General features: G+C 59.2%; 23 protein-coding genes. 11 read left to right on the top strand and 12 right to left on the bottom strand.

From position 1 onward, the window contains the following. Nucleotides 1-9: 9 nt before the first annotated feature. Complete coding sequence (locus RYB66_RS21285) at nucleotides 10-786, bottom strand: ABC transporter substrate-binding protein (protein WP_002554443.1); 777 nt, start codon at nucleotides 784-786, stop codon at nucleotides 10-12. Nucleotides 787-1,314: 528 nt separating this feature from the next. Then, a complete protein-coding gene (acs, locus tag RYB66_RS21280) occupies nucleotides 1,315-3,270 on the bottom strand; it encodes an acetate--CoA ligase (protein WP_002554444.1) in 1,956 nt (651 codons plus the stop codon). Nucleotides 3,271-3,582: 312 nt separating this feature from the next. Between acs and RYB66_RS21275 the strand changes: the two genes are divergently transcribed. Then, complete coding sequence (locus tag RYB66_RS21275) at nucleotides 3,583-3,849, top strand: DUF2790 domain-containing protein (protein ID WP_002554445.1); 267 nt, start codon at nucleotides 3,583-3,585, stop codon at nucleotides 3,847-3,849. A gap of 83 nt (nucleotides 3,850-3,932) precedes the next feature. Here the strand turns inward: RYB66_RS21275 and RYB66_RS21270 are convergent, their stop codons facing one another. Next, nucleotides 3,933-5,522 (bottom strand): sigma-54-dependent phenylalanine hydroxylase transcriptional regulator PhhR, encoded by a 1,590-nt coding sequence (locus RYB66_RS21270; protein WP_044321136.1) that lies wholly within the window; start codon nucleotides 5,520-5,522, stop codon nucleotides 3,933-3,935. 269 nt (nucleotides 5,523-5,791) lie between these two features. On the opposite strand from RYB66_RS21270, the gene phhA reads away from it, so the two are divergent. The 4 genes from phhA to RYB66_RS21250 all read left to right on the top strand — a co-directional run bounded on the left by phhA (nucleotide 5,792) and on the right by RYB66_RS21250 (nucleotide 8,962). After that, nucleotides 5,792-6,589, top strand: coding sequence for a phenylalanine 4-monooxygenase (phhA, locus tag RYB66_RS21265; RefSeq protein WP_316895358.1), 798 nt, complete (start codon nucleotides 5,792-5,794; stop codon nucleotides 6,587-6,589). A gap of 35 nt (nucleotides 6,590-6,624) precedes the next feature. Then, a complete protein-coding gene (locus RYB66_RS21260) occupies nucleotides 6,625-6,981 on the top strand; it encodes a 4a-hydroxytetrahydrobiopterin dehydratase (RefSeq protein ID WP_004659699.1) in 357 nt (118 codons plus the stop codon). Between the two features lie 463 nt (nucleotides 6,982-7,444). Further along, nucleotides 7,445-7,624, top strand: a complete 180-nt coding sequence (locus RYB66_RS21255; protein WP_002554448.1) for a hypothetical protein — start codon at nucleotides 7,445-7,447, stop codon at nucleotides 7,622-7,624. 138 nt (nucleotides 7,625-7,762) lie between these two features. After that, on the top strand, nucleotides 7,763-8,962 hold the full coding sequence (locus RYB66_RS21250) for an MFS transporter (protein WP_054071201.1): 1,200 nt from the start codon (nucleotides 7,763-7,765) through the stop codon (nucleotides 8,960-8,962). A gap of 259 nt (nucleotides 8,963-9,221) precedes the next feature. Here the strand turns inward: RYB66_RS21250 and arfB are convergent, their stop codons facing one another. From arfB to RYB66_RS21210, 8 genes are all read right to left on the bottom strand, one after another. Continuing rightward, nucleotides 9,222-9,635, bottom strand: a complete 414-nt coding sequence (gene arfB, locus RYB66_RS21245; RefSeq protein ID WP_003314723.1) for an alternative ribosome rescue aminoacyl-tRNA hydrolase ArfB — start codon at nucleotides 9,633-9,635, stop codon at nucleotides 9,222-9,224. Between the two features lie 31 nt (nucleotides 9,636-9,666). Next, nucleotides 9,667-11,076, bottom strand: coding sequence for an amino acid permease (locus tag RYB66_RS21240; RefSeq protein WP_005731361.1), 1,410 nt, complete (start codon nucleotides 11,074-11,076; stop codon nucleotides 9,667-9,669). Nucleotides 11,077-11,347: 271 nt separating this feature from the next. Then, nucleotides 11,348-12,574, bottom strand: a complete 1,227-nt coding sequence (rluB, locus tag RYB66_RS21235; protein WP_005781848.1) for a 23S rRNA pseudouridine(2605) synthase RluB — start codon at nucleotides 12,572-12,574, stop codon at nucleotides 11,348-11,350. Nucleotides 12,575-12,758: 184 nt separating this feature from the next. After that, complete coding sequence (locus RYB66_RS21230; RefSeq protein WP_005767716.1) at nucleotides 12,759-12,950, bottom strand: DUF1289 domain-containing protein; 192 nt, start codon at nucleotides 12,948-12,950, stop codon at nucleotides 12,759-12,761. A 304-nt stretch (nucleotides 12,951-13,254) separates the two neighbouring features. Further along, nucleotides 13,255-14,028: an SMC-Scp complex subunit ScpB gene (scpB, locus tag RYB66_RS21225; protein ID WP_044321134.1), complete on the bottom strand. Its 774-nt coding sequence runs from the start codon at nucleotides 14,026-14,028 to the stop codon at nucleotides 13,255-13,257. 15 nt (nucleotides 14,029-14,043) lie between these two features. After that, complete coding sequence (locus RYB66_RS21220) at nucleotides 14,044-14,862, bottom strand: segregation and condensation protein A (protein ID WP_002554455.1); 819 nt, start codon at nucleotides 14,860-14,862, stop codon at nucleotides 14,044-14,046. Further along, nucleotides 14,862-15,491 (bottom strand): L-threonylcarbamoyladenylate synthase, encoded by a 630-nt coding sequence (locus RYB66_RS21215; protein ID WP_005781845.1) that lies wholly within the window; start codon nucleotides 15,489-15,491, stop codon nucleotides 14,862-14,864. The genes RYB66_RS21220 and RYB66_RS21215 overlap by 1 nt, the downstream gene beginning before the upstream one ends. Before the next feature lie 13 nt (nucleotides 15,492-15,504). Further along, complete coding sequence (locus tag RYB66_RS21210) at nucleotides 15,505-16,368, bottom strand: PHP domain-containing protein (RefSeq protein WP_005781843.1); 864 nt, start codon at nucleotides 16,366-16,368, stop codon at nucleotides 15,505-15,507. Between the two features lie 65 nt (nucleotides 16,369-16,433). Here RYB66_RS21210 and RYB66_RS21205 point away from each other — a divergent pair, with 65 nt between their 5' ends. The 6 genes from RYB66_RS21205 to RYB66_RS21180 all read left to right on the top strand — a co-directional run bounded on the left by RYB66_RS21205 (nucleotide 16,434) and on the right by RYB66_RS21180 (nucleotide 20,603). Beyond that, on the top strand, nucleotides 16,434-17,030 hold the full coding sequence (locus RYB66_RS21205) for a septation protein A (RefSeq protein ID WP_005746732.1): 597 nt from the start codon (nucleotides 16,434-16,436) through the stop codon (nucleotides 17,028-17,030). Between the two features lies 1 nt (nucleotide 17,031). After that, entirely contained in the window at nucleotides 17,032-17,331 is a 300-nt protein-coding gene (locus RYB66_RS21200; RefSeq protein ID WP_316895352.1) for a YciI family protein, read from the top strand. 142 nt (nucleotides 17,332-17,473) lie between these two features. After that, nucleotides 17,474-17,887, top strand: a complete 414-nt coding sequence (locus RYB66_RS21195; protein WP_316895350.1) for a translation initiation factor 2 — start codon at nucleotides 17,474-17,476, stop codon at nucleotides 17,885-17,887. 7 nt (nucleotides 17,888-17,894) lie between these two features. Further along, a complete protein-coding gene (locus tag RYB66_RS21190) occupies nucleotides 17,895-18,572 on the top strand; it encodes a response regulator transcription factor (protein WP_002554461.1) in 678 nt (225 codons plus the stop codon). A gap of 109 nt (nucleotides 18,573-18,681) precedes the next feature. Continuing rightward, nucleotides 18,682-19,167: a Spy/CpxP family protein refolding chaperone gene (locus RYB66_RS21185; protein ID WP_003369834.1), complete on the top strand. Its 486-nt coding sequence runs from the start codon at nucleotides 18,682-18,684 to the stop codon at nucleotides 19,165-19,167. Between the two features lie 86 nt (nucleotides 19,168-19,253). Further along, a complete protein-coding gene (locus RYB66_RS21180; RefSeq protein WP_057405024.1) occupies nucleotides 19,254-20,603 on the top strand; it encodes a sensor histidine kinase in 1,350 nt (449 codons plus the stop codon). Here RYB66_RS21180 and RYB66_RS21175 read toward each other — a convergent pair. Next, nucleotides 20,600-21,160 (bottom strand): nitroreductase family protein, encoded by a 561-nt coding sequence (locus tag RYB66_RS21175; protein ID WP_057405023.1) that lies wholly within the window; start codon nucleotides 21,158-21,160, stop codon nucleotides 20,600-20,602. The genes RYB66_RS21180 and RYB66_RS21175 overlap by 4 nt on opposite strands.

Below are 21,160 nucleotides of genomic sequence, written 5' to 3'. Positions count from 1 at the left end.
TATGACGACTTACTTGCCGTAGATATCGAAGTCGAAATATTTGTCCTGAATCGCTTTGTACTTGCCGTTGGCACGGATGGCTGCAATGGCGGCATTCAGGCGCTCAAGGTTGGCCTTGTCACCCTTGCGCACGGCGATGCCGATGCCGTCACCGAAGTATTTCGGGTCGGTAAACGATGGACCTGTGAACGCGTAACCCTTGCCTGCGTCGGTCTTCAGGAAACCGTCCTGCAGCAGGGTGGCGTCGGCGATGGTGCCGTCCAGACGACCCGCACCGATGTCCAGGTAGATTTCGTTCTGCGAACCGTACGGCGTCACTTCCACACCCTTGGGAGCAAGAACTTCACGGGCGAAACGCTCATGGATCGAACCGCGCTGCACGCCGATTTTCTTGCCCTTGAGTTCCGCCAGGCTGTCGCTGATCACGGTGCCGTCTTTCATGACCAGACGGGCCGGGGAATTGTAGTACTTGCCGGTGAAATCCACAGACTTCTTGCGGTCGTCGGTGATCGACATGGACGAAAGGATCGCGTCGATCTTGCGCACTTTCAGTGCCGGGATAAGGCCGTCGAATTCCTGCTCGACCCAGGTGCACTTGACCTTCATTTCTTCACACAGCGCATTGCCGATGTCGTAGTCAAAACCGACGATGCTGCCATCCGGAGCCTTGGAAGCGAACGGAGGGTAAGCCGCTTCGATGCCGATTTTCAGCGGTTTTTCATCAGCAAAGATCGGCTGGGCGAGCACGGACAACGCCATCGCGCCAATAAGCATGAGCTTCTTCATTTCCAGGACTCCATCGGTAAAGCACGACAAGTGGCAAAGTGAGCAAGCGCCCAATGTGCGAAAGGACATCTCGGGGGAGAGCGACGCCGGGGGCGTGACACCGCATTGGTGGCTCACGGACCTTCGGCGAATGACGGGCATTTTAACGACAGGCTCGAAGTCGATATTTCTTCAATGCGACAACTAGTTACAGATGCACCGAAAAACCCACTACCAGCTATTGACGAAGCATATTTATGCTGATCCAGCAGAGCCAGCTAAACCTGTCATAACAGCAAAAAGCGCGCCCATTATTGGCAAACCCTTCTAATCCGGCAAGCCCAGCGTTCCATATGACGGATGAAACGCCCTGATGCGTCGCAGCTTCCTACAAGAAAGCCAGAGAACGTCCCACAATGAAGCACCGTCCGACAACGCCGTGTAAACCCGTAACAAACCGATATATATCTCGTTTCCGATACCGGGCCGCACAAACAAAAGCGCCCCGCCCGGCGTTCACCGGACGAGGCGCGCTCAGTCAATGAGAGGTCAGGCAGCGTTCATGGTCTTGTGCGTGTCAATCAGGTGCTGCACCACACCCGGATCGGCCAGCGTCGAGATGTCACCCAGCGCATCGTACTCAGCGGTGGCAATCTTGCGCAGGATACGGCGCATGATCTTCCCCGAACGGGTCTTCGGCAATCCAGGCGCCCACTGGATGAAATCAGGCGAAGCAATCGGGCCGATCTCCTTGCGCACCCAGTTGCGCAACTCAGTGCGCAGCGCGTCGCTCGGTTCTTCGCCACCGTTGAGGGTGACGTAGACGTAGATGCCCTGCCCTTTCAAGTCATGCGGCACACCGACCACTGCGGCTTCGGCGACTTTCGGGTGCGCAACCATCGCGCTTTCAATCTCTGCGGTGCCCATGCGATGGCCGGAAACGTTGAGCACATCATCTACGCGCCCGGTGATCCAGTAATAGCCGTCCTCATCGCGACGGGCACCGTCACCGGTGAAGTACATGCCACGGAAGGTCTTGAAGTAGGTGTCGACGAAACGGTCGTGATCGCCATACAGCGAGCGTGACTGACCCGGCCAGGAATCGAGAATCACCAGATTGCCTTCGGCCGCGCCCTCGATGAGGTTGCCCAGGTTGTCCACCAGCGCCGGAATCACGCCGAAGAACGGACGTGTTGCCGAGCCCGGTTTCAGCGCTGTTGCGCCTGGCAGCGGGCTGATCAGAATGCCACCGGTTTCGGTCTGCCACCAGGTATCGACAATCGGGCAGTTCTGTTTGCCAACGGTGTTGTAGTACCAGCCCCAGGCTTCAGGGTTGATCGGCTCGCCCACCGAACCCAACAGACGCAGACTGGACCCGTCGGCACCTTCAACGGACTTGGTGCCCTCGGCCATCATGGCGCGGATCGCGGTCGGCGCGGTGTAGAGGATATTGACCTTGTGCTTGTCGATGATTTTCGACACACGCGTGATGTCCGGGTAGTTCGGCACACCTTCAAACAGCAGTGTGGTTGCACCATTGGCCAAGGGGCCATAGACAATGTAGCTGTGCCCGGTGACCCAGCCGACGTCCGCGGTGCACCAGTAGATTTCGCCCGGCTTGTAGTCGAACACACGCTCATGGGTCAGCGCCGCGTAAAGCAGATAACCCGCAGTGGTGTGCAACACACCTTTGGGTTTGCCGGTCGAGCCCGAGGTGTAGAGGATGAACAGCGACTCTTCGGCCCCCATCTCTTTTGGCGCGCAGGTGCTGGAGGCTACTTCCAGAAGCGAGTGGTACCAGATGTCACGATGACGGTTCCACTCGATTTCGCCACCGGTGCGTTTGCAGACGATGACCTTCTGCACGCTGCTGGTTTCCGGATTGGTCAGTGCACGGTCGACATTCGCCTTGAGCGCAGTCTTCTTGCCACCGCGCAGGCCTTCATCCGCAGTAATGACCACTTTGGAGCTGCAATCGATGATCCGGCCAGCCAGTGCTTCCGGCGAGAAACCGCCGAATACCACCGAGTGAATCGCACCGATCCGGGCGCACGCCAGCATGGCGACCACAGCCTCGGGGATCATCGGCATATAGATAGTGACGACGTCACCACGGTGCACGTCCTGGCCGCGCAGTGCGTTGGCAAACTTGCAGACTTCGGCGTGTAGCTCGCGGTAGGTGATTTCGCGGTGCTCGGAAGGGTCATCGCCTTCCCAGATGATCGCAATCGTGTCGCCGCGCTCTGCCAGATGGCGATCCAGGCAGTTATAGGCAACGTTCAGCGTACCGTCGGCGAACCATTTGATATCGACCCGATGGTCGTCGAACGAGGTTTGCTTGACCACACTGAAAGGTTTGATCCAGTCGAGGCGCTGAGCCTGTTCACGCCAGAAACCATCAGGGTTGACCACCGACTGCTGGTACATGGCCTTGTAGGTCGCTTCATCCGTCAGCGTAGTCGCTGCGACTTCTGGGCGGACGGGGTACAGGGAAGCTGCACTCATCTTGGTTACCTCGGTGGATAGTTGTTGTTTTATGCACCCGTTGTATCCCGCCCCACCCGGTGGGGCCATTCGACGTTGGTATTACCGGGCAAGGCCGGAGCCTCAGGCGGCCTCCGGATTATTACCGTTTTGATGAAAGCGCTTATCCAAAGTCTTTATATATGTCGTCTTGCAACAGGCCTAGAATTCATCTCGCCAACACGGCAACTATCAGCTGCCCCCACGCAGCCCGCTTCTAGATATCAAACAGAGTTCGCACATGACGCTAAAAGCGTGATGCAGACGCGCTCACTTTCAAAAAGGTAAAACACAATGAAAGCTTTATTAGTGACATTGGCACTGTGCGGTGTCAGCAGCTTCGCCATGGCCGAAGAATCGCAGACCAAAGTTGCTGCCCAGCAAGCCCGTGTCGAGCAATACACGTATGGCACTCATCTGGATATCGCCCGGGTTATTTCCATCAGCCAGATCCCCAACGTCTGCGAAGTGGTCCCGGCGCGCATGGTCTATGAAGACTCGCAAGGCGCACGACACACCATGAGCTACCAGGTGATGGGCAACGGCTGCAGTAACGGTTGATGCTTTTCGCTGTTGCGACCCGTGCTCGACGCCTCGCAGATATTGATTGCGGGGCGTATACACGAGCGTTGATTGCCGGGCGGTCAATCAGCGGATTGTTGATCGGCTGCGTGCCGGCCTGACTCACGCCCCAACTCATAGCCACGCAACTTGTTGGCAATGGTTGTATGTGACACCCCCAGGCGTTTGCCCAATTGGCGACTGCTGGGATATTGCGCATATAAATGTTCCAGCACCGATTTTTCGAAACGCCCGATAATAGCGTCCAGCCCCCCTTCCAGAGACACGTCGCTCAGCCCTGGCCGCACACCGTAATCCGGCAAACGAATATGCTCGGCCTGCACCTTGCTGCCGTCACACAGCGATACAGCCTGAAACAATACATTTTCCAATTGCCGGACATTGCCGGGCCAGTGGTACTGACTCAGGCGCTTGATGGCACCCGGCGCAATGCCTGGCAACGGGCAGCCGATCTGGCGGCTGGCGTGATCCAGAAAGTGCTCCACCAGCGGCTCAAGACCGTCCAGACAATCGCGCAACGGCGGTATGTGCAGCGAAAGCACATTGAGGCGATGATAAAGGTCCTGCCTGAAGACCCCTTGGGCGCATAGCTCCGACAGGTCGACCTGGGTCGAACACATCACACGCACATCGAGAAACATGTCCTCGTCGCTGCCGACCCGGCGAAAGCTGCCGTCCTGAATGAAACGCAATAGCTTGGCCTGCATGCGCGCACTCAGCTCACCCACGCCATCAAGGAACAGCGTGCCGCCTGCTGTCAGCTCCAGCAGCCCGAGCCGGCCTTCCGCTCGCGCGCCTTCGAAAGCACCAGGATCGTAGCCAAACAGCTCAATCTCGGCCATGGACTCCGACAGTCCGGCACAGTTGAGCGCCATTAGCGGTGACTGGCCACGAGGGCTGGCAAGGTGGCAGGCACGGGCGAGCAGTTCCTTGCCGGTGCCGGTTTCGCCCTCGATCAGCAGCGGCGCATCCAGTGGTGCCATGCGCCGCGCCTCGCGGACCACCGCAGCCATGACCTTCGAACTCTGAAAGATGCTGTCAAAGCCGCGTAACTCCTGTTTGCGCACATGGTAGATGCGCTCACCGACCCGATCAGCGCGGTGCAGCGTCAGCACGGCCCCGGCCATGGCCTCGCTGTCATCGTGCTCCGATTGCAACGGGGCGATGTCGGCGAGAAACACATCGCCGCGCACCTTGACCCGCAGGCCATTGATCCGCGACTGGCTGGCCCGCACCAGCTCAGGCAAGTCGAAATCCTCGGCATAGCGCGACAACGGCATTCCCGGCACTTCATCGACCCGCACGCCCAGTAACTGTGCAGCTGCACGATTGGCCGCAACAATTGCACCGGCCATGTCGATGGACAACACAGGAAACTCCAGCGCACCGAGCAAGGCGTTGAGCTCCATGTGCCGACGCTCGCTGGGCATCAGCCCGACTCGCTTGACGCCGAATACACCGGTGATCGCCTCGAACTTCGGGCGCAGGGCCTGAAACTGCAGGTTGATCAGGTTCGGGCAATGCAGATAGATAGCGTCGCCATGCTCACCCCCTACTTCACCACGCGCCACGTTGACGCCGTAGGCCACCAACAGATCGAGAATGTCGCGAAGAATGCCAATCCGGTTCTGGCAGTGCACCTTGATGCGCATGATTCATTCGCCCCTGTGAGCGTGTGTTTTTTTGGGAGTGGCAAAGTTTTTCGTCAACAATACGTTACAGAAACACACTTCGCGAGAGACCAATCTGCTGAATTCCTGGTCCTCAGAAATCATTCGTAAAGTTTTCGTTACGAACTTGAGCGACAAGACGGGAACGCGACTGCTTTCGCAGGCAGACCAATCGTCGAAAGCGGGTTATTCCTGCGATCAGGCTTTTATAAAAATACGTCTACAAGCGCAGCCTTTTCGAGGACATCAGCATGGCCCAGACGCTTTACGTGGCACGCGAGCCGGACGCTTCGGGCTTCATTGATTACACAGCAGCCGAACATGCGGTATGGAACACCCTGATTACCCGGCAGATGACGATCATTGAAGGCCGGGCCTGTCAGGAGTATCTGGACGGTATCGAGCAACTGGGCCTGCCCCACGAGCGTATTCCGCAGCTGGGTGAAATCAACAAGGTGCTGGGTGCGACCACCGGCTGGCAGGTTGAGCGAGTGCCGGCGCTGATTCCTTTCCAGACGTTCTTTGAACTGCTGGCCAGCAAGCGCTTCCCGGTGGCGACCTTCATTCGCACTGAGGAAGAACTGGACTATCTTCAGGAACCGGACATCTTTCACGAAATCTTTGGTCACTGCCCGCTGCTGACCAATCCGTGGTTTGCCGAATTTACCCACACTTACGGCAAACTTGGCCTGAGCGCGAGCAAGGAACAACGGGTGTATCTGGCCCGGCTGTACTGGATGACCATCGAATTTGGTCTGGTCGATACACCAAAAGGGCGCAAAATCTACGGCGGCGGTATTCTTTCCTCGCCCAAGGAAGCTGTGTACAGCCTGTCACCGGCTCCCGAACACCAGCTATTCGACCCGCTTGAAGCGATGCGCACGCCGTACCGCATCGACATTCTGCAACCGCTGTATTTTGTTCTGCCAAGCCTCAAGCGCCTGTTCGACCTGGCGCAGGAAGACATCATGGCGCTGGTAGAACAGGGCATGCAGTTGGGCTTGCACGCCCCGAAATTTCCACCTAAAACCAAAAGCCACGCGGCCTGAAATGCGGCCAGGTATCTGAAAAGGAAACCCTGTTTATGAGCACCTTGAATCAAGCCCATTGCGAAGCCTGCCGAGCAGACGCCCCACAAGTCAGCGAAGCCGAGCTGCCGGAACTGCTCAAGCAGATCCCCGACTGGAACATTGAAGTGCGCGACGGCGTGATGCAGCTGGAAAAAGTATTTCTGTTCAAAAACTTCAAATTCGCTCTGGCATTCACCAATGCAGTCGGCGAGATTGCCGAAGCCGAAGGCCACCATCCTGGTTTGCTGACTGAGTGGGGCAAAGTGACCGTGACCTGGTGGAGCCACTCGATCAAAGGGCTGCACCGCAACGACTTCATCATGGCCGCGCGCACCGATGGGGTAGCCAGTGGCGCCGAGGGCCGCAAATAATTTTGGCGAGAAAGTCCACAGGGTTAATACGCCCTGATGCAGTCATAACGCAGTAAAACCAAAGCGTGCAGCGACTCGCATGGCATGGGCCAGGACAGTGAAAATGCGATTTTGTTTCGCTGATGGGCCAATGAGGATAAAAAAATATCCTGATTGTCATTTTCAGTGGGGTATCCTGCGCAGGCTTTTTTAAAGCACGGTTCTATCTGCAACCCCTTGCGAGGAGCGACGACGATGCATGAAATCCCTAACTTCCCACCAGGCCAACAGGAACCACAACAGTCGACCCTGGCTCAACAGGAGCTTGGTCAACCTGTCGCAATGAAAGCAGCACCCTCGGCTCAAGACAGCCAGAAAGCCGGAAGCAAAGACTGAAGGCGATTGTTTTCAGGCGTATCGAAAAACGGTTCTGCCGATTTTCAATACGCCTGGAAAACCAGCAACGGGCAAACAGCAGATTTTTATGAGCGACTTCACTGAAACGCAAGCCAATGCCCTGATTGGCACCGCCGAGAAAATGATCGAAATCTGGTCACGCCTCAGCCCGGAAAAACAGAGCGCCCTGCTCGCCCGTTTCGGTACTCAGGAAAACGCGTTGGCCGCCCTCGTGACCACACAGCTTGTAGCCCCGGCAAACAAATAATCCTCCATTCGCCGTTTATTTCACTTCGTTGCACCTGCATGACGCGATGCGTCGGTATGATAAGCACTTCGAGAGCTTGCTAAGGGTTTTCCCCTGCCCGCTCGAACGCCATACCCGCACAGAATGAAAGCCTGCCCCATGCCCGAGACACAGCAAACCACGCCGCAAACCCCTATGGCTGTTACCCAAACCGTCATTTCCATTGTGATGTTCACGTTTATCGGCTACCTGAATATCGGTATTCCGCTTGCCGTACTGCCAGGCTACGTCCACAGCGATTTGGGCTTCGGCGCGGTTATCGCAGGCTTGGTGATCAGCGTGCAGTACCTGGCGACATTGATCAGTCGACCATGGGCGAGCCGTATCATCGACAATCTAGGCAGCAAGAAAGCCGTGCAGATCGGCCTGACCGGCTGCGGACTGAGCGGTGTGTTCATGCTGGTGCCGGTCTGGCTGGACAGCTGGCCGATGGCGAGCCTGGTGATTCTGCTGATTGGCCGGGTGATTCTCGGCAGCGCGGAAAGTCTGGTAGGTTCGGGCTCGATTGGCTGGGGCATCGGCCGGGTCGGCGCGCAGAACACTGCCAAAGTGATCTCCTGGAACGGTATCGCCAGCTACGGCGCTCTGGCCATCGGCGCACCGCTGGGTGTCTGGATGGTTGACTCACTCGGGTTGTGGACAGTAGGTGTCAGCATCATGCTGCTCTGCGCACTGGGCCTGTATCTGACCTGGCACAAGCAGGCCGCACCGATTGTGCCAGGTGAACGGCTGCCCTTCATGCACGTACTGGGGCGAGTGTTTCCACACGGCATGGGCCTGGCGCTGGGCGGCATCGGCTTCGGCACCATCGCCACCTTTATCACCCTGTATTACGCGAGCAACCACTGGCCGAATGCGGCGCTGTGTCTGACTCTGTTCGGTGGCAGCTTCATCGCGGCGCGCCTGCTGTTCGGCAACCTGATCAATCGTCTGGGCGGCTTTCGGGTAGCGATTGTCTGCCTGTCAGTGGAAAGCCTGGGGTTGTTGCTGCTGTGGATGGCCCCCACTCCGGAGCTGGCACTGGCTGGCGCGGCGTTGACCGGTTTCGGGTTCTCGCTGGTGTTTCCCGCACTGGGCGTGGAAGCTGTGAACCTCGTCCCTGCCTCCAGCCGAGGCGCTGCGGTCGGCGCTTACTCGCTGTTCATCGACCTGTCCCTGGGCATCACCGGCCCACTGGCAGGCGCGATTGCCGCAGGCTTCGGCTTTGTCTCGATCTTCCTGTTTGCGGCGCTGGCGTCACTTACCGGGCTGGCGTTAAGCGTCTATCTGTACAAGCAGACGCAGGTGGTACGCCAGTGATGATCGGTTCCGGTCATCGCTCCCACGATCCAAAACGGCATGCGACGCGGAGCGTCGCACGATAGTTGGGATTATCGTTCCGCACGCTCCAGCGTGGGAATGCAGGGCTCGACGCTCTGCGTCGCCGAGAGGACGCAGAGCGTCCGGAAAGGCATGCGACGCAGAGCGTCGCACGATATTCGGGCTGATCGTTCCCACGCTCCCGCGTGGTAACGCCGTTCTGGACGCTCTGCGTCCGATCTTGAAGGGCCAGCCGTACTCAGAAATCCACTTTCCCGCGTCCGGCCTTGATCGAGCCGCGTTTGCTCTTGGACTCCAGGCGGCGGGTCTTGGAACCCAGGGTCGGCCGTGTCGGGCGGCGTTTCTTTTCGACTTTGGCGGCGTTGACGATCAGTTCGCTCAAGCGCAATAACGCGTCGGCGCGGTTCTGTTCCTGAGTGCGGTATTGCTGGGCCTTGAGCACGATCACACCATCGCTGGTGATGCGACTGTCACTCAACGCCAGCAGCCGCTCCTTGTAGAACGGCGGCAGCGACGAGGCGTTGATGTCGAAACGCAAATGCACGGCGCTGGAGACCTTGTTGACGTTCTGCCCGCCCGCGCCCTGGGCGCGAATGGCCGTCAACTCGATCTCGGCGTCCGGCAAATGAACATTGTTGGAAATCACCAGCATCGGGGCATCTTCTTTTCTGCAACAGGCACGGTTATTTGCCAGTCTCGGCATTCATGACAACGCTACGCCTGTTCTTGGCTCGATAACACACCCACATGACCGCCAGCCAGACCGGTATCGCGTAAACCGATATCTGGATGCCGGGAATCATCAGCATGATGCCAAGGATAAACAGCACAAACGCCAGACACACGTAGTTACCGTAGGGATACCACAGCGCCTTGAACAGCGGCACTTGGCCGGTACGGTTCATGTGCTGGCGGAATTTCAGATGCGAATAGCTGATCATCGCCCAGTTGATGACCAGCGTGGCCACTACCAGCGACATCAACAGCTCCAGCGCCTGCTGCGGCACGAAGTAATTGAGCAGAACCGCCACCACGGTCACCGCGGCAGACGCAAAGATAGCCTTGACCGGCACCCCGCGCCTGTCGACCTGCGCCAGCGCCCTGGGCGCATCGCCCTGCTCAGCCATGCCTACCAACATGCGGCTGTTGCAATAAGTGCCGCTGTTATAGACCGACAGCGCTGCAGTCAGTACCACGAAGTTCAGGATATGCGCCGCCGCATCGCTACCCAGCATAGAGAACACCTGCACGAACGGGCTGCCGCTATAGGAGTCACCCGAGGCATTGAGGCTGGCCAGCAGGCTGTCCCAGGGTGTCAGCGACAACAGCACCACCAGTGCGCCGATGTAGAAAATCAGGATGCGGTAGATGACCTGATTGATCGCCTTGGGGATCACGGTCTTCGGCTGTTCGGCCTCGGCAGCAGTGAAGCCGAGCATTTCCAGACCGCCAAACGAGAACATGATGATGGCCAGCGCCATGACCAGCCCGCCGACACCATTGGGAAAGAATCCGCCGTGTTCCCAAAGGTTGCTGACCGACGCCTGCGGGCCGCCACTGCCACTGACCAGCATGTAACTGCCCAGCGCGATCATGCCGATAATCGCCACCACTTTGATGATCGCGAACCAGAACTCGGTCTCGCCGAACACCTTGACGTTGGTCAGGTTGATGGCATTGATGAGAATGAAGAACGCAGCCGCTGAAACCCAGCTCGGGATGTCCGGCAGCCAGTAATGAATGTACTTGCCGACAGCAGTCAGCTCCGACATACCGACCAGGATGTACAGCAGCCAGCAATTCCAGCCGGACAGGAACCCGGCGAAACCGCCCCAATAATTGTGGGCAAAATGGCTGAACGACCCGGCGACGGGTTCTTCGACGATCATCTCGCCAAGCTGGCGCATGATCATGAAAGCGATGAAGCCACAAATCGCATAACCGAGAATCATCGAAGGCCCGGCCGATTTCAGCACGCCCGCCGACCCGAGAAACAAGCCAGTGCCGATAGCGCCGCCCAGAGCAATCAGCTGAATGTGCCGATTCTTCAGACCGCGCTTCAATTCACCCGAGGGTGCAGTTGTTTCACTCATTCGATAGCTACCTGATTGTTCTTGTTCTGTGACCGAAAAGGACCTGCCGCGCTCGTGACGCAACAGAATTGCAGCACCCCGGACGGGTGATCCGAAGTATTGAGCAGCAATGATTCACAGAAAAAAGCGCGGCATTGTACACCTGCATCCAGGTTGAGGTTTGAAACAGGGAAATGAATGCAGCGGGGCTGTATGACAAGGTTTTTCACATCGCCAAAAACGACAACGCCAGCCCTGGGGGCTGGCGATGCCATTCATTCACACCACAGGATCACTCAGGCTTGCGACGACCGAAGCCAGGACGCTGACCCGAACCTGCCGGTGGGCCACGACGTTTGCCTGACGGCGCATCATCGTTGACCAGCTTGATGCCGACACGCTTTGGCCCAGGCTTGGCCGGGCGCTTATTCATCTCGCTCGGACGCTCGGCGACCGGTGTGCCACGGCTGTTGTCTGCCGGACGCGGTGCACGCGAACCTGGCTTGCCCGAGTCCTTGCGCGGCGAAGGACGCTGCGTGGAGTCGCCGCCACGCGGACGATCACGTTCGCTGCCGGTAATTTGCGGCTGACGCGGTGCGCGGTCGCCAGTCGCCGGAGCGCCAGCAGCCGGACGCAAGGTGCGAACGCGCTCGCCTTTGCCCAGAGGGCGCGACGATTGACGCTGCAGACGTTCCATCTTGTCTTTGGTCTTGGCATTCATCTGCGGCTGGGCCACAGGTTGCAGACCGACTTCGGCAGCCAGAATGTCGACTTCGTATTGGCTCATTTCGCGCCAGCGGCCCATCGGCAGGTCGGAGTTGAGGAACACCGGCCCGTAACGCACGCGCTTCAGACGGCTGACCACCAGCCCCTGGGATTCCCAGAGACGGCGCACTTCACGGTTACGACCTTCCATTACCACGCAGTGATACCAGTGATTAAAGCCTTCGCCGCCCGGTGCCTGCTGGATATCGGTGAAACGTGCCGGACCGTCTTCAAGAATCACACCATTCTTGAGGCGCAGCAGCATGTCGTCATCGACTTCGCCACGTACACGAACCGCATATTCGCGGTCCATTTCAAACGATGGGTGCATCAGACGGTTGGCGAGCTCACCGTCAGTGGTGAACATCAGCAGACCGGTGGTGTTGATGTCGAGACGGCCGATGTTGATCCAGCGACCCTCTTTCGGGCGCGGCAGACGATCGAACACGGTCGGACGACCTTCAGGGTCGTCACGGGTGCAGATTTCGCCATCGGGCTTGTTGTACATGATCACGCGGCGAACCGTTTCGGCTGCTTCTTCGCGCTTGATGACGCGACCATCGACACTGATGGCGTCATGCAGGTCGACGCGTTGACCGAGGGTCGCGTCCTTGCCATTGACCTTGATGCGGCCTTGGGTAATCCAGGCTTCTACGTCACGGCGTGAACCCACGCCAATGCGCGCCAGAACCTTCTGCAGCTTTTCGCCTGCGGGTCCGATTTCCTGGCTGTCCTGCTTGTCTTTTTCACTCATCTGGGCACCTCCCGGTGTGTCGAATCAGGGCTGGCCGAGAACCGGCAAGACCTGTGCCCGGCACGCTGTGGATAGCGGCAGGGCGAAATACTTGAAAGCCCGGGCGACACTTGATCGCCGAGGGTCGGCCATCATACGCCCCTGCGCCGGTTTACGCATCCAGCGTCAGTGGCAAATGCCCGAATCACTTCTTCTTTTTACGACCGGCGGTCTTGAGCTTCGCCAGCCGCTTGGCGGACTCATCGAGTACCGTGCGCTTGTCATCCTTGTCGAGTTTCTTCCAGGCCTTGATTTCACGCTTGCTGCGGCCACAGCCCAGGCAGATATCATCATCGAACTTGCACAGGCTGATGCAGGGGTTCTTGGTCGAACTCATGGGCAGCGGTTCTCATGGCGAGGGATATCGTATGTGACTCTGGTCAGGCGTATGAATTCGACCGAAGTGCGCTGGGCGTTGGCACGACAGTTTTGATTATCGTTCTGCACGCTCCAGGACGAGGTATCAAGAGGACGCAGAGCGCTCATGGCTACATACAGGTCTTGTGGGAGCGAGCTTGCTCGCGAAAGGGCCCTTACAGAATCCGAAAATAGCGAGCCTGCACCATCGCCTTCGCGAGCAAGCTCGCTCCCACGAGACTTGTGTATCACGCTGAACGCTTCAGCGTGGGAGCGATAGTCAATCAGACCTCATCGTCGCCTTTGTCGTCTTCAGGCTCTGGCTCTGGCTCCGCCCGCAGCAGGTCGTCGAAGTCGGTCTTGAGGCCTTGCTCCATCGAATCCAGTTCCACCAGCAGGCTGCGGAAGCTGGTTTCGTCGCGAGGTGCTTCGGGTTCCGCTTCCGGATCGAGGCTGGCGTCGGCCAGGGCCTGCAGGTGCGCGGGTACGGGGGCGTCTTCGAAATCCAGGACCGGCTCGGTTTCCATCTCGCGCAGGTCGGCCAGCGGCGGCAGCTCGTCCAGGCTTTTGAGGTTGAAGTGATCCAGAAAACCCTTGGTGGTGGCAAACATCGCCGGCTTACCGGGCACGTCACGATAGCCCACCACCCGAATCCACTCGCGTTCCAGCAGGGTCTTGACGATGTGGCTGTTCACCGCAACACCGCGCACGTCTTCAATTTCGCCCCGCGTGATCGGCTGGCGATAAGCGATCAAAGCCAGGGTTTCCAGCATGGCGCGGGAGTAACGCTGCGGCCGTTCTTCCCACAACCGTCCGACCCAAGGGGAGAACCGGTCACGAATCTGCAGGCGATACCCCGAAGCGACTTCCTTGAGTTCGAAAGCACGCCCCTCGCAAGACTTACGCAGCACCTCCAGCGCTTTTTTGAAAATCGGCGGTTCGGGACGCTCGCCCTCTTCGAACAGCTCATACAGCCGCTCCAGTGTCTGCGGCTTTCCGGAGGCCAGCAGAAAGGCTTCAAGCAACGGGGCCAGTTCACGCGGTTCGTTGAGGTTCATGGGTGTGTTCTTGCTCTACTCGGCTCGCGCCCGGACATGGATCACCGCAAAGGGCTCGTTTTGGACCAGCTCGACAAGGGATTCCTTGACCAGCTCCAGCACCGCCATAAATGTCACGACCACGCCCAGACGACCTTCTTCTGCGGTAAACAGCTCGGCGAACGGTACAAAACCGCTGCCCTTGAGACGTTCCAGCACGTCGCTCATGCGCTCACGCGTCGACAGCGCCTCGCGGCTGACCTGATGGCTTTCGAACATGTCGCCGCGGTGCAGCACTTCGGCCATCGACATCAGCACTTCTTCAAGACTGACATCCGGCAGCAACTTGCGCGCACGGGCTTCGGGGGCGTCCAGTTTCGGCACGATGACATCGCGGCCGACCCGGCTCAAGCCATCTATGCCTTCAGCAGCGGCTTTGAAGCGCTCGTATTCCTGCAGGCGGCGAATCAGCTCGGCGCGCGGGTCGCCTTCTTCCTCTTCGACTTCCGCCGAGCGCGGCAGCAGCATGCGCGACTTGATCTCAGCCAGCATGGCGGCCATGACCAGGTATTCGGCCGCCAGCTCCAGGCGCACGGTTTTCATCAACTCGACGTACCCCATGTACTGCTTGGTGATCTCGGCCACGGGAATATCGAGGATATCGATGTTCTGTTTGCGGATCAGGTACAGCAGCAGGTCGAGCGGCCCCTCGAACGCTTCAAGAAAGACCTCAAGCGCATCGGGCGGGATGTACAGGTCCAGCGGCATCTGCGTGACCGCACGCCCGTAGACCAGCGCGAACGGCAGCTCCTGCTGGGCATCTGCCTGACTGTCGACGGACTCGACGACGGTCATTAAGCGCGTTCACCGAACGGCGTTGGATCACCGCAGCCAACCCGAACCACTTCTGGCTCTCCGCCAGCCAGGTTGATGACTGTGGACGCCGAAATACCGCCGATCCCGCCATCAATGATCAGGTCCACCTGATGCTCGAGAATCTGGCGCATCTCGTAGGGATCGCTGAGCGGCACGCTGTCGCCCGGCATGATCAGGCTGACGCTCATCAGCGGCTCGCCCAATTGCTCGAGCAAGGCCTGGGCAATGGGGTGGCTCGGCACGCGCAGGCCGATGGTGCGGCGCTTGGGGTGCAGCACCAGGCGCGGCACCTCGCGAGTGGCGTTGAGAATAAAGGTGTACGGCCCCGGCGTGTGCGCCTTGAGTGCGCGGAAAGCGCCGGTGTCGACCTTGGCAAAAAGCCCCAGTTGCGACAGGTCGCAGCACATCAGGGTGAAGTTGTGCTTGTCGTCCAGCTGACGCAGACGGCGGATACGCTCGATGGCGCTCTTGTCACCGATCTGGCAACCCAGCGCATAGGACGAATCTGTCGGGTACACCACCAGCCCGCCGGCTTTTATGATTTCCGCGGCCTGTTTGATCAGGCGCGGCTGCGGGTTTTCCGGATGGACCTGGAAAAATTGACTCACGGTAACTTCCTGTTCAGACGGCGGCAGTAGGCTGTTCATGTTTGAATCTGCACCACAAAGGCGGTAGATCTTCAGGCACGGGACGATAAGTGCCGATCTCGCCCCAGTTGCCAGGACCGTGGAAGTCGCTGCCGGCAGTAACCAGCAGACCGAACTCGCGTGCAAGGATGGCAAGGGTCCCAACCTGATCGGCAGGCTGCATGCCATTGACCACTTCTATGGCGTGCCCACCGGCCTGGACGAAATCGCCGACCAGTTTACGCCGTTTACTGCGAGTAAAGTCATAATGTGAAGGATGCGCGAGGCTGACCCATGCACCCGATGCCCGCAAGGTGGCGACGGTTTCTTCCAGCGTTGGCCAGTGCTGCTTCACATCGCCCAGTTTGCCAGCACCCAGCCATTTGCGAAACGCCTCGGCGCGGTCCTTGACGAAACCTGCGCGCACCATGAAGTCAGCAAAGTGTGGACGCGCAGGCGCATTACCGCTGTCACCCAGCTCCTGCTGGATCGCGCGAGCGCCTTCCAGCGCGCCAGGCATACCTTTGATCGCCAATTTGCGGCTGATTTCTTCAGCACGCAGCCAGCGTCCCTCATGCAAACGGCTGATAGCTTCAGTCAGCGCCGGGGCCTGGGTATCGAATCCATAGCCCAGAATATGGATGGTCGCACCGCCCCAGGTGCAGGACAGCTCCACCCCGTTGACCAGCTGCATGCCCAATGAATGCGCCGCCGTGCGGGCCTCTTCAAGCCCTTCGAGGGTATCGTGGTCGGTCAGCGACAGGACGCGCACGCCGTTTTCATGAGCACGGGCAACCAGTGCCGTGGGCGAGAGCGCCCCGTCGGAAGCGGTGCTGTGGCAGTGCAGGTCAACATTCATAGTGGTGCTTTCGTGTTCATTGATGTTTGTTATTATGCCGCCACATCCTGCTTCTGGCTGCCATTGTGAAACAATTCATCGACTTCATCCCGCTGCTCCTGTTTTTCATCGTTTACAAAACCGAGCCGCGTGCCGTGGATATCCTCGGCAATACCTATATGGTAGGCGGCATTTTCAGCGCAACGGCGATGCTGATCGTCAGTTCGGTGGTGGTCTACGGCATTCTTTACCTCAAACAGCGCAAGCTGGAAAAAAGCCAGTGGCTCACACTGGTCGCCTGTCTGGTGTTTGGCAGTCTGACACTGGCCTTCCACAGCGAAACCTTCCTGAAATGGAAAGCCCCGGTGGTCAACTGGCTATTTGCCGTGGCTTTCGCCGGCAGTCATTTCATCGGTGACCGCCCGCTTATCCAGCGCATCATGGGCCACGCATTGACCCTGCCAGCGGCGATCTGGACCCGGCTCAACATCGCCTGGATCGTATTCTTCCTGTTCTGCGGCGCGGCCAACCTGTACGTGGCCTTCACCTATCAGGAGTTCTGGGTCGACTTCAAAGTATTCGGCAGCCTGGGCATGACCCTGATCTTCCTGGTCGGCCAGGGGATCTACCTGTCACGCCATCTGCACGACACCGCACCCAATACGACCAAATCCGAGGACTGACATGCTCTACGCAATCATCGCCACCGACGTCGAAAACTCGCTGGAAAAACGCCTCAGCGTGCGCCCGGCACACCTTGAGCGCCTAAACGCGCTCAAGGATGAAGGCCGTCTGGTGCTGGCCGGCCCACACCCGGCAGTCGACAGCAACGACCCGGGTGCTGCCGGTTTCAGCGGCAGCCTGATCGTGGCCGAGTTTGAATCGCAAAGCGCCGCAAAGGCGTGGGCCGAAGCCGATCCATATGTTGCGGTAGGCGTTTATGCCAATGTCGTGGTCAAGCCATTCAAGCTCGTCCTGCCCTGATCACCTCCTCTGACACCCTTACGGCTCTGCCTCAACCGAGGCATAGCCGTATTGAACCCCGCCTCTTGCTCATCCTTCCTGACACCCTGCCGATACCCTGCTCAATGTGCGAATTTATACGGCTCGGTAAAAGGGAGTTCAGATGCGTTCAGGTACGTGGTGTCTGTTGGCAGTTTTGATGGCGACAGGGTTTCAGGTGAACGCCGAGACGGTCAATGAGAGCGGCGCAGTGCAGCCTTTGCACCTGCCCAGCCCCGCCAATCAGATTGCCGACCTTCAGTTGCGGCTCAAGGACAGCGAGCGTCAGCGCGACGAGCTGACACGGCAGTTGCAAAACGTCGATCCGGAACGCGACAACGCCTTGTTGACACGTTTGCACCAGGAGAACCAAAAGCTCAAGTTGCAGCTCAAAGAAGCACTGTCGGCAGCGCCTCCTCGCTTGCTGACCGAGCAACAACAATGGTTCGTCGCAGGCGGTGGCGTTGCGATGTTCGCCCTTCTGTGCGGTATATTGGTCAGCGGTTGGCGTAGGCAACGTCGGCAGTGGCTAAATTGAGTGAGTCATGAGCGAGCTGTTACTAATTGATGATGATCAGGAGCTGTGCGAACTGCTGAGCAGTTGGCTGAGCCAGGAAGGCTTTCAGGTGCGCGCCTGTCACGACGGGGCCAGTGCGCGTCAGGCTCTGGCCGATGCAGCTCCGGCGGCCGTGGTGCTGGACGTGATGCTGCCTGACGGCAGCGGCCTGGAACTGCTCAAGCAATTGCGCAATGACCACCCGGACCTGCCGGTGGTCATGCTCTCGGCACGCGGCGAACCGCTGGACCGCATTCTGGGCCTTGAACTGGGCGCTGATGACTACCTGGCAAAACCCTGCGACCCGCGTGAGCTCACCGCCCGCCTGCGCGCCGTGCTGCGTCGCAGTCACCCGGTGGCGTCGTCTACGCAACTGGAACTGGGTGACCTGACCTTCAGCCCGATGCGTGGCGTGGTCAGTGTCGACGAAAAGGAACTGACCCTCACCGTCTCCGAAAGCCGTCTGCTTGAAGCACTGATGCGCCAGCCCGGCGAACCACTGGACAAGCAAGAGCTGGCGCAACTGGCGCTGGGCCGCAAACTGACGCTCTACGACCGCAGCCTGGACATGCACGTCAGCAACCTGCGCAAGAAAATCGGCCCTCACGCTGACGGTCGTCCACGCATCGTCGCCCTGCGCAGCCGCGGCTATTATTATGCTTTGTAAGCAACTGCCCCCTTACACAAGCTTTACCAAGCGCTGACTGCGCTTGACCTTGATCTCCCTAAACTGGGCTCATCGGCATCGAGCCGCACTAGAGACAAGGAGATACACAATGCGCAAGACCCTGATCGCTTTGATGTTTGCCACTGCCCTGCCGACCATTGCCATGGCCGCGCCACCAGCGCCACCTGCCGGTGGCCCGGATGCTGACGCACCTGCCATGCACATGGATCGCGATGACCGCGGCCCTGGCCCTGGCCCACGTATGGATCGCGGCCCTGGCCCGATGGGACCGATGGCCGAGCTGGACCTGACACGTGAACAGCGTCAGCAGATCGAACGCTTGATGCGCGAGCAACGGCACGAGCGCCGCGAAATCACTCAAAGCTACCTGGAAAAAATGCCTGCTGCCGACCAGAAAGCAATGCACGACGAAATCGAAGCCAAACGCTCCAAGACCGACAGCGAAGTTCGTGCACTGCTGAGGCCTGACCAGCAGAAGCTGTTTGACGAAATCAAGAAGAAAGAAGATGAGCGTCGCGCCGAATGGGCCGAGTTCAAGGCCTGGAAAGCGGCAAAAGCAGCAAAAACGCTGTAATCATCAGGCCTCGCGGCCCGATAAGCTGAACACAACCCGGCATGCACGCGCATGCCGGGCTTCTTTATTGAGATCGAGGGAATCCTGTGCGTTCATTGTTCTGGCGAATCCTGGCCAGCTTCTGGCTGGCCATAGCTCTGGTAGGCGGCCTGTCGGTGCTCATGGGGCACATGCTCAATCAGGATGCGTGGATCCTCAGTCGTCACCCGGTGCTCAACTCGTTGCCCGAGCAGTGGACGCAACGCTTCGAGGACAAGGGCGCGGATAACGCTCAGGAATTTCTTCAGGAGATCAAACGTCGCAATCGTATCGACACACAAGTGCTCAGCGACAGCGGCGAGCCGATGGTGCGTGGCACCTTCCCGCCGCGCGCCGCAGCTCTGGAAGCGCGGCAGCGGGAAGACGACGATCAGGGGCGCAAACTGCCCTGGCGCCGTCTGGCCACCGAGTACAGCAGCCCGAAAACCGGTGAAACGTACCTGTTCATCTACCGCGTTCCACACCCGGAGCTCGACGAGTGGCACCGCCAGAGCCTGATGTGGCCGCTGAGTGCGCTGGGCATTGCACTGGTGGTGCTGACCCTTTTCAGCCTGTTCGTGACACTCTCGATCACCCGACCGCTGAGCCGTCTGCGTGGCGCTGTGCATGATCTGGGGCAAACCAGCTATCAACAGCATAGCCTCGGACAACTGGCCAACCGGCGTGACGAGTTCGGCGTGCTGGCCAAGGACTTCAACCGCATGGGCGCGCGCCTGCAAAGCCTGATTGGCAGTCAGCGTCAGTTGCTGCGCGATGTGTCTCATGAATTGCGCTCACCGCTGGCCCGATTGCGCATCGCCCTGGCGCTGGCTGAACGTGCGGAGCCTGCCGAGCGTGAAAAGCTCTGGCCACGGTTGGGTCGTGAGTGTGACCGGCTGGAGGCGCTGATCAGCGAGATCCTGGCCCTGGCGCGCCTCGACGCCGAGCTTCGCGGCCCTGAGCCTGTCGACCTCGAAGCACTGCTGCAGCGCCTGAAGAACGACACCCAACTGGACGGTATCGACCAGAACATTCGCGTCGAGGTGCAGGACAACCTGCAGTTCAAAGGCTGGCCGGACATGATCGAACGTGCGCTGGACAACCTGCTGCGCAACGCGCTGCGCTTCAACTCCACCGGTCAGCGCATCGATCTGCAGGCAACTCAGGTCGGCGATTACGTCCGTCTGAGCGTCCGCGATCATGGCCCGGGGGTTGCCGACGAACATCTGGCACAACTGGGCGAGCCGTTTTATCGCGCGCCCGGCCAGACGACGCCGGGACACGGTCTGGGCCTGGCGATTGCAAAACGTGCAGCGGAACGGCATGGCGGCAGCCTGATACTGGGCAATCACCCGGACGGCGGCTTCATTGCCACGCTGGATCTGCCCAGAGAGCCGCTCAGCTCATCATCTGTTTAGCCTTGCCACTCGCTGACAAACCCGCCAACGTCGACTTTCGGGGCTTCGCGCGGCGGGTTCTGCGGGGTGCCGAGGTATAGAAAGCCAATCACCTCTTCGTCGGCCTCAAGCCCGAACCCTTTGGCGACGTGTGGCGTATAGCACAGCTCACCCGTCCTCCAGACCGCGCCGACACCCAGTGCATATGCCGCCAGCAACACGCCGTGGGCGGCGCACCCGGCGGTGATCAGTTGTTCCGAACGTGGGACCTTGAAATGGTCTTGCAAGCGCGCGATCACGACCACCACCAAGGGTGCGCGCAACGGTCCCAGACGGGCCTTTTCCAGCGCCTGCGGAGTAACTTCACCACCACTTTGCTGCAGCGCTTCCACCAGCAGCTCGCCCATGCGCTCACGGGCCGGGCCTTCGACGGTCAGGAAACGATAAGGCTTGAGCTGTCCATGATCCGGTGAGCGCAGCGCCGCACCGAACATGATTTCCCGCTGCGCAGCATCCGGGGCCGGGTCGACCAGTCGCGGAACCGATACGCGATTGAGCAAAACGTCGAGCGCCTGCAT

This window comes from Pseudomonas syringae group sp. 243L2 (assembly GCF_032587875.1).
GTDB classification, from domain to species: domain Bacteria; phylum Pseudomonadota; class Gammaproteobacteria; order Pseudomonadales; family Pseudomonadaceae; genus Aquipseudomonas; species Aquipseudomonas amygdali.
This window is presented reverse-complemented; position numbering and strand designations above follow the sequence as displayed.

Coding starts and splice junctions, on each gene's coding strand:
- RYB66_RS21285 (WP_002554443.1), bottom strand. CDS start 786: ATGAAGAAGCTCATGCTTATTGGCGCGATGGCGTTGTCCGTGCTCGCC.
- acs (WP_002554444.1), bottom strand. CDS start 3,270: ATGAGTGCAGCTTCCCTGTACCCCGTCCGCCCAGAAGTCGCAGCGACT.
- RYB66_RS21275 (WP_002554445.1), top strand. CDS start 3,583: ATGAAAGCTTTATTAGTGACATTGGCACTGTGCGGTGTCAGCAGCTTC.
- RYB66_RS21270 (WP_044321136.1), bottom strand. CDS start 5,522: ATGCGCATCAAGGTGCACTGCCAGAACCGGATTGGCATTCTTCGCGAC.
- phhA (WP_316895358.1), top strand. CDS start 5,792: ATGGCCCAGACGCTTTACGTGGCACGCGAGCCGGACGCTTCGGGCTTC.
- RYB66_RS21260 (WP_004659699.1), top strand. CDS start 6,625: ATGAGCACCTTGAATCAAGCCCATTGCGAAGCCTGCCGAGCAGACGCC.
- RYB66_RS21255 (WP_002554448.1), top strand. CDS start 7,445: ATGAGCGACTTCACTGAAACGCAAGCCAATGCCCTGATTGGCACCGCC.
- RYB66_RS21250 (WP_054071201.1), top strand. CDS start 7,763: ATGCCCGAGACACAGCAAACCACGCCGCAAACCCCTATGGCTGTTACC.
- arfB (WP_003314723.1), bottom strand. CDS start 9,635: ATGCTGGTGATTTCCAACAATGTTCATTTGCCGGACGCCGAGATCGAG.
- RYB66_RS21240 (WP_005731361.1), bottom strand. CDS start 11,076: ATGAGTGAAACAACTGCACCCTCGGGTGAATTGAAGCGCGGTCTGAAG.
- rluB (WP_005781848.1), bottom strand. CDS start 12,574: ATGAGTGAAAAAGACAAGCAGGACAGCCAGGAAATCGGACCCGCAGGC.
- RYB66_RS21230 (WP_005767716.1), bottom strand. CDS start 12,950: ATGAGTTCGACCAAGAACCCCTGCATCAGCCTGTGCAAGTTCGATGAT.
- scpB (WP_044321134.1), bottom strand. CDS start 14,028: ATGAACCTCAACGAACCGCGTGAACTGGCCCCGTTGCTTGAAGCCTTT.
- RYB66_RS21220 (WP_002554455.1), bottom strand. CDS start 14,862: ATGACCGTCGTCGAGTCCGTCGACAGTCAGGCAGATGCCCAGCAGGAG.
- RYB66_RS21210 (WP_005781843.1), bottom strand. CDS start 16,368: ATGAATGTTGACCTGCACTGCCACAGCACCGCTTCCGACGGGGCGCTC.
- RYB66_RS21200 (WP_316895352.1), top strand. CDS start 17,032: ATGCTCTACGCAATCATCGCCACCGACGTCGAAAACTCGCTGGAAAAA.
- RYB66_RS21195 (WP_316895350.1), top strand. CDS start 17,474: ATGCGTTCAGGTACGTGGTGTCTGTTGGCAGTTTTGATGGCGACAGGG.
- RYB66_RS21190 (WP_002554461.1), top strand. CDS start 17,895: ATGAGCGAGCTGTTACTAATTGATGATGATCAGGAGCTGTGCGAACTG.
- RYB66_RS21185 (WP_003369834.1), top strand. CDS start 18,682: ATGCGCAAGACCCTGATCGCTTTGATGTTTGCCACTGCCCTGCCGACC.
- RYB66_RS21175 (WP_057405023.1), bottom strand. CDS start 21,160: ATGCAGGCGCTCGACGTTTTGCTCAATCGCGTATCGGTTCCGCGACTG.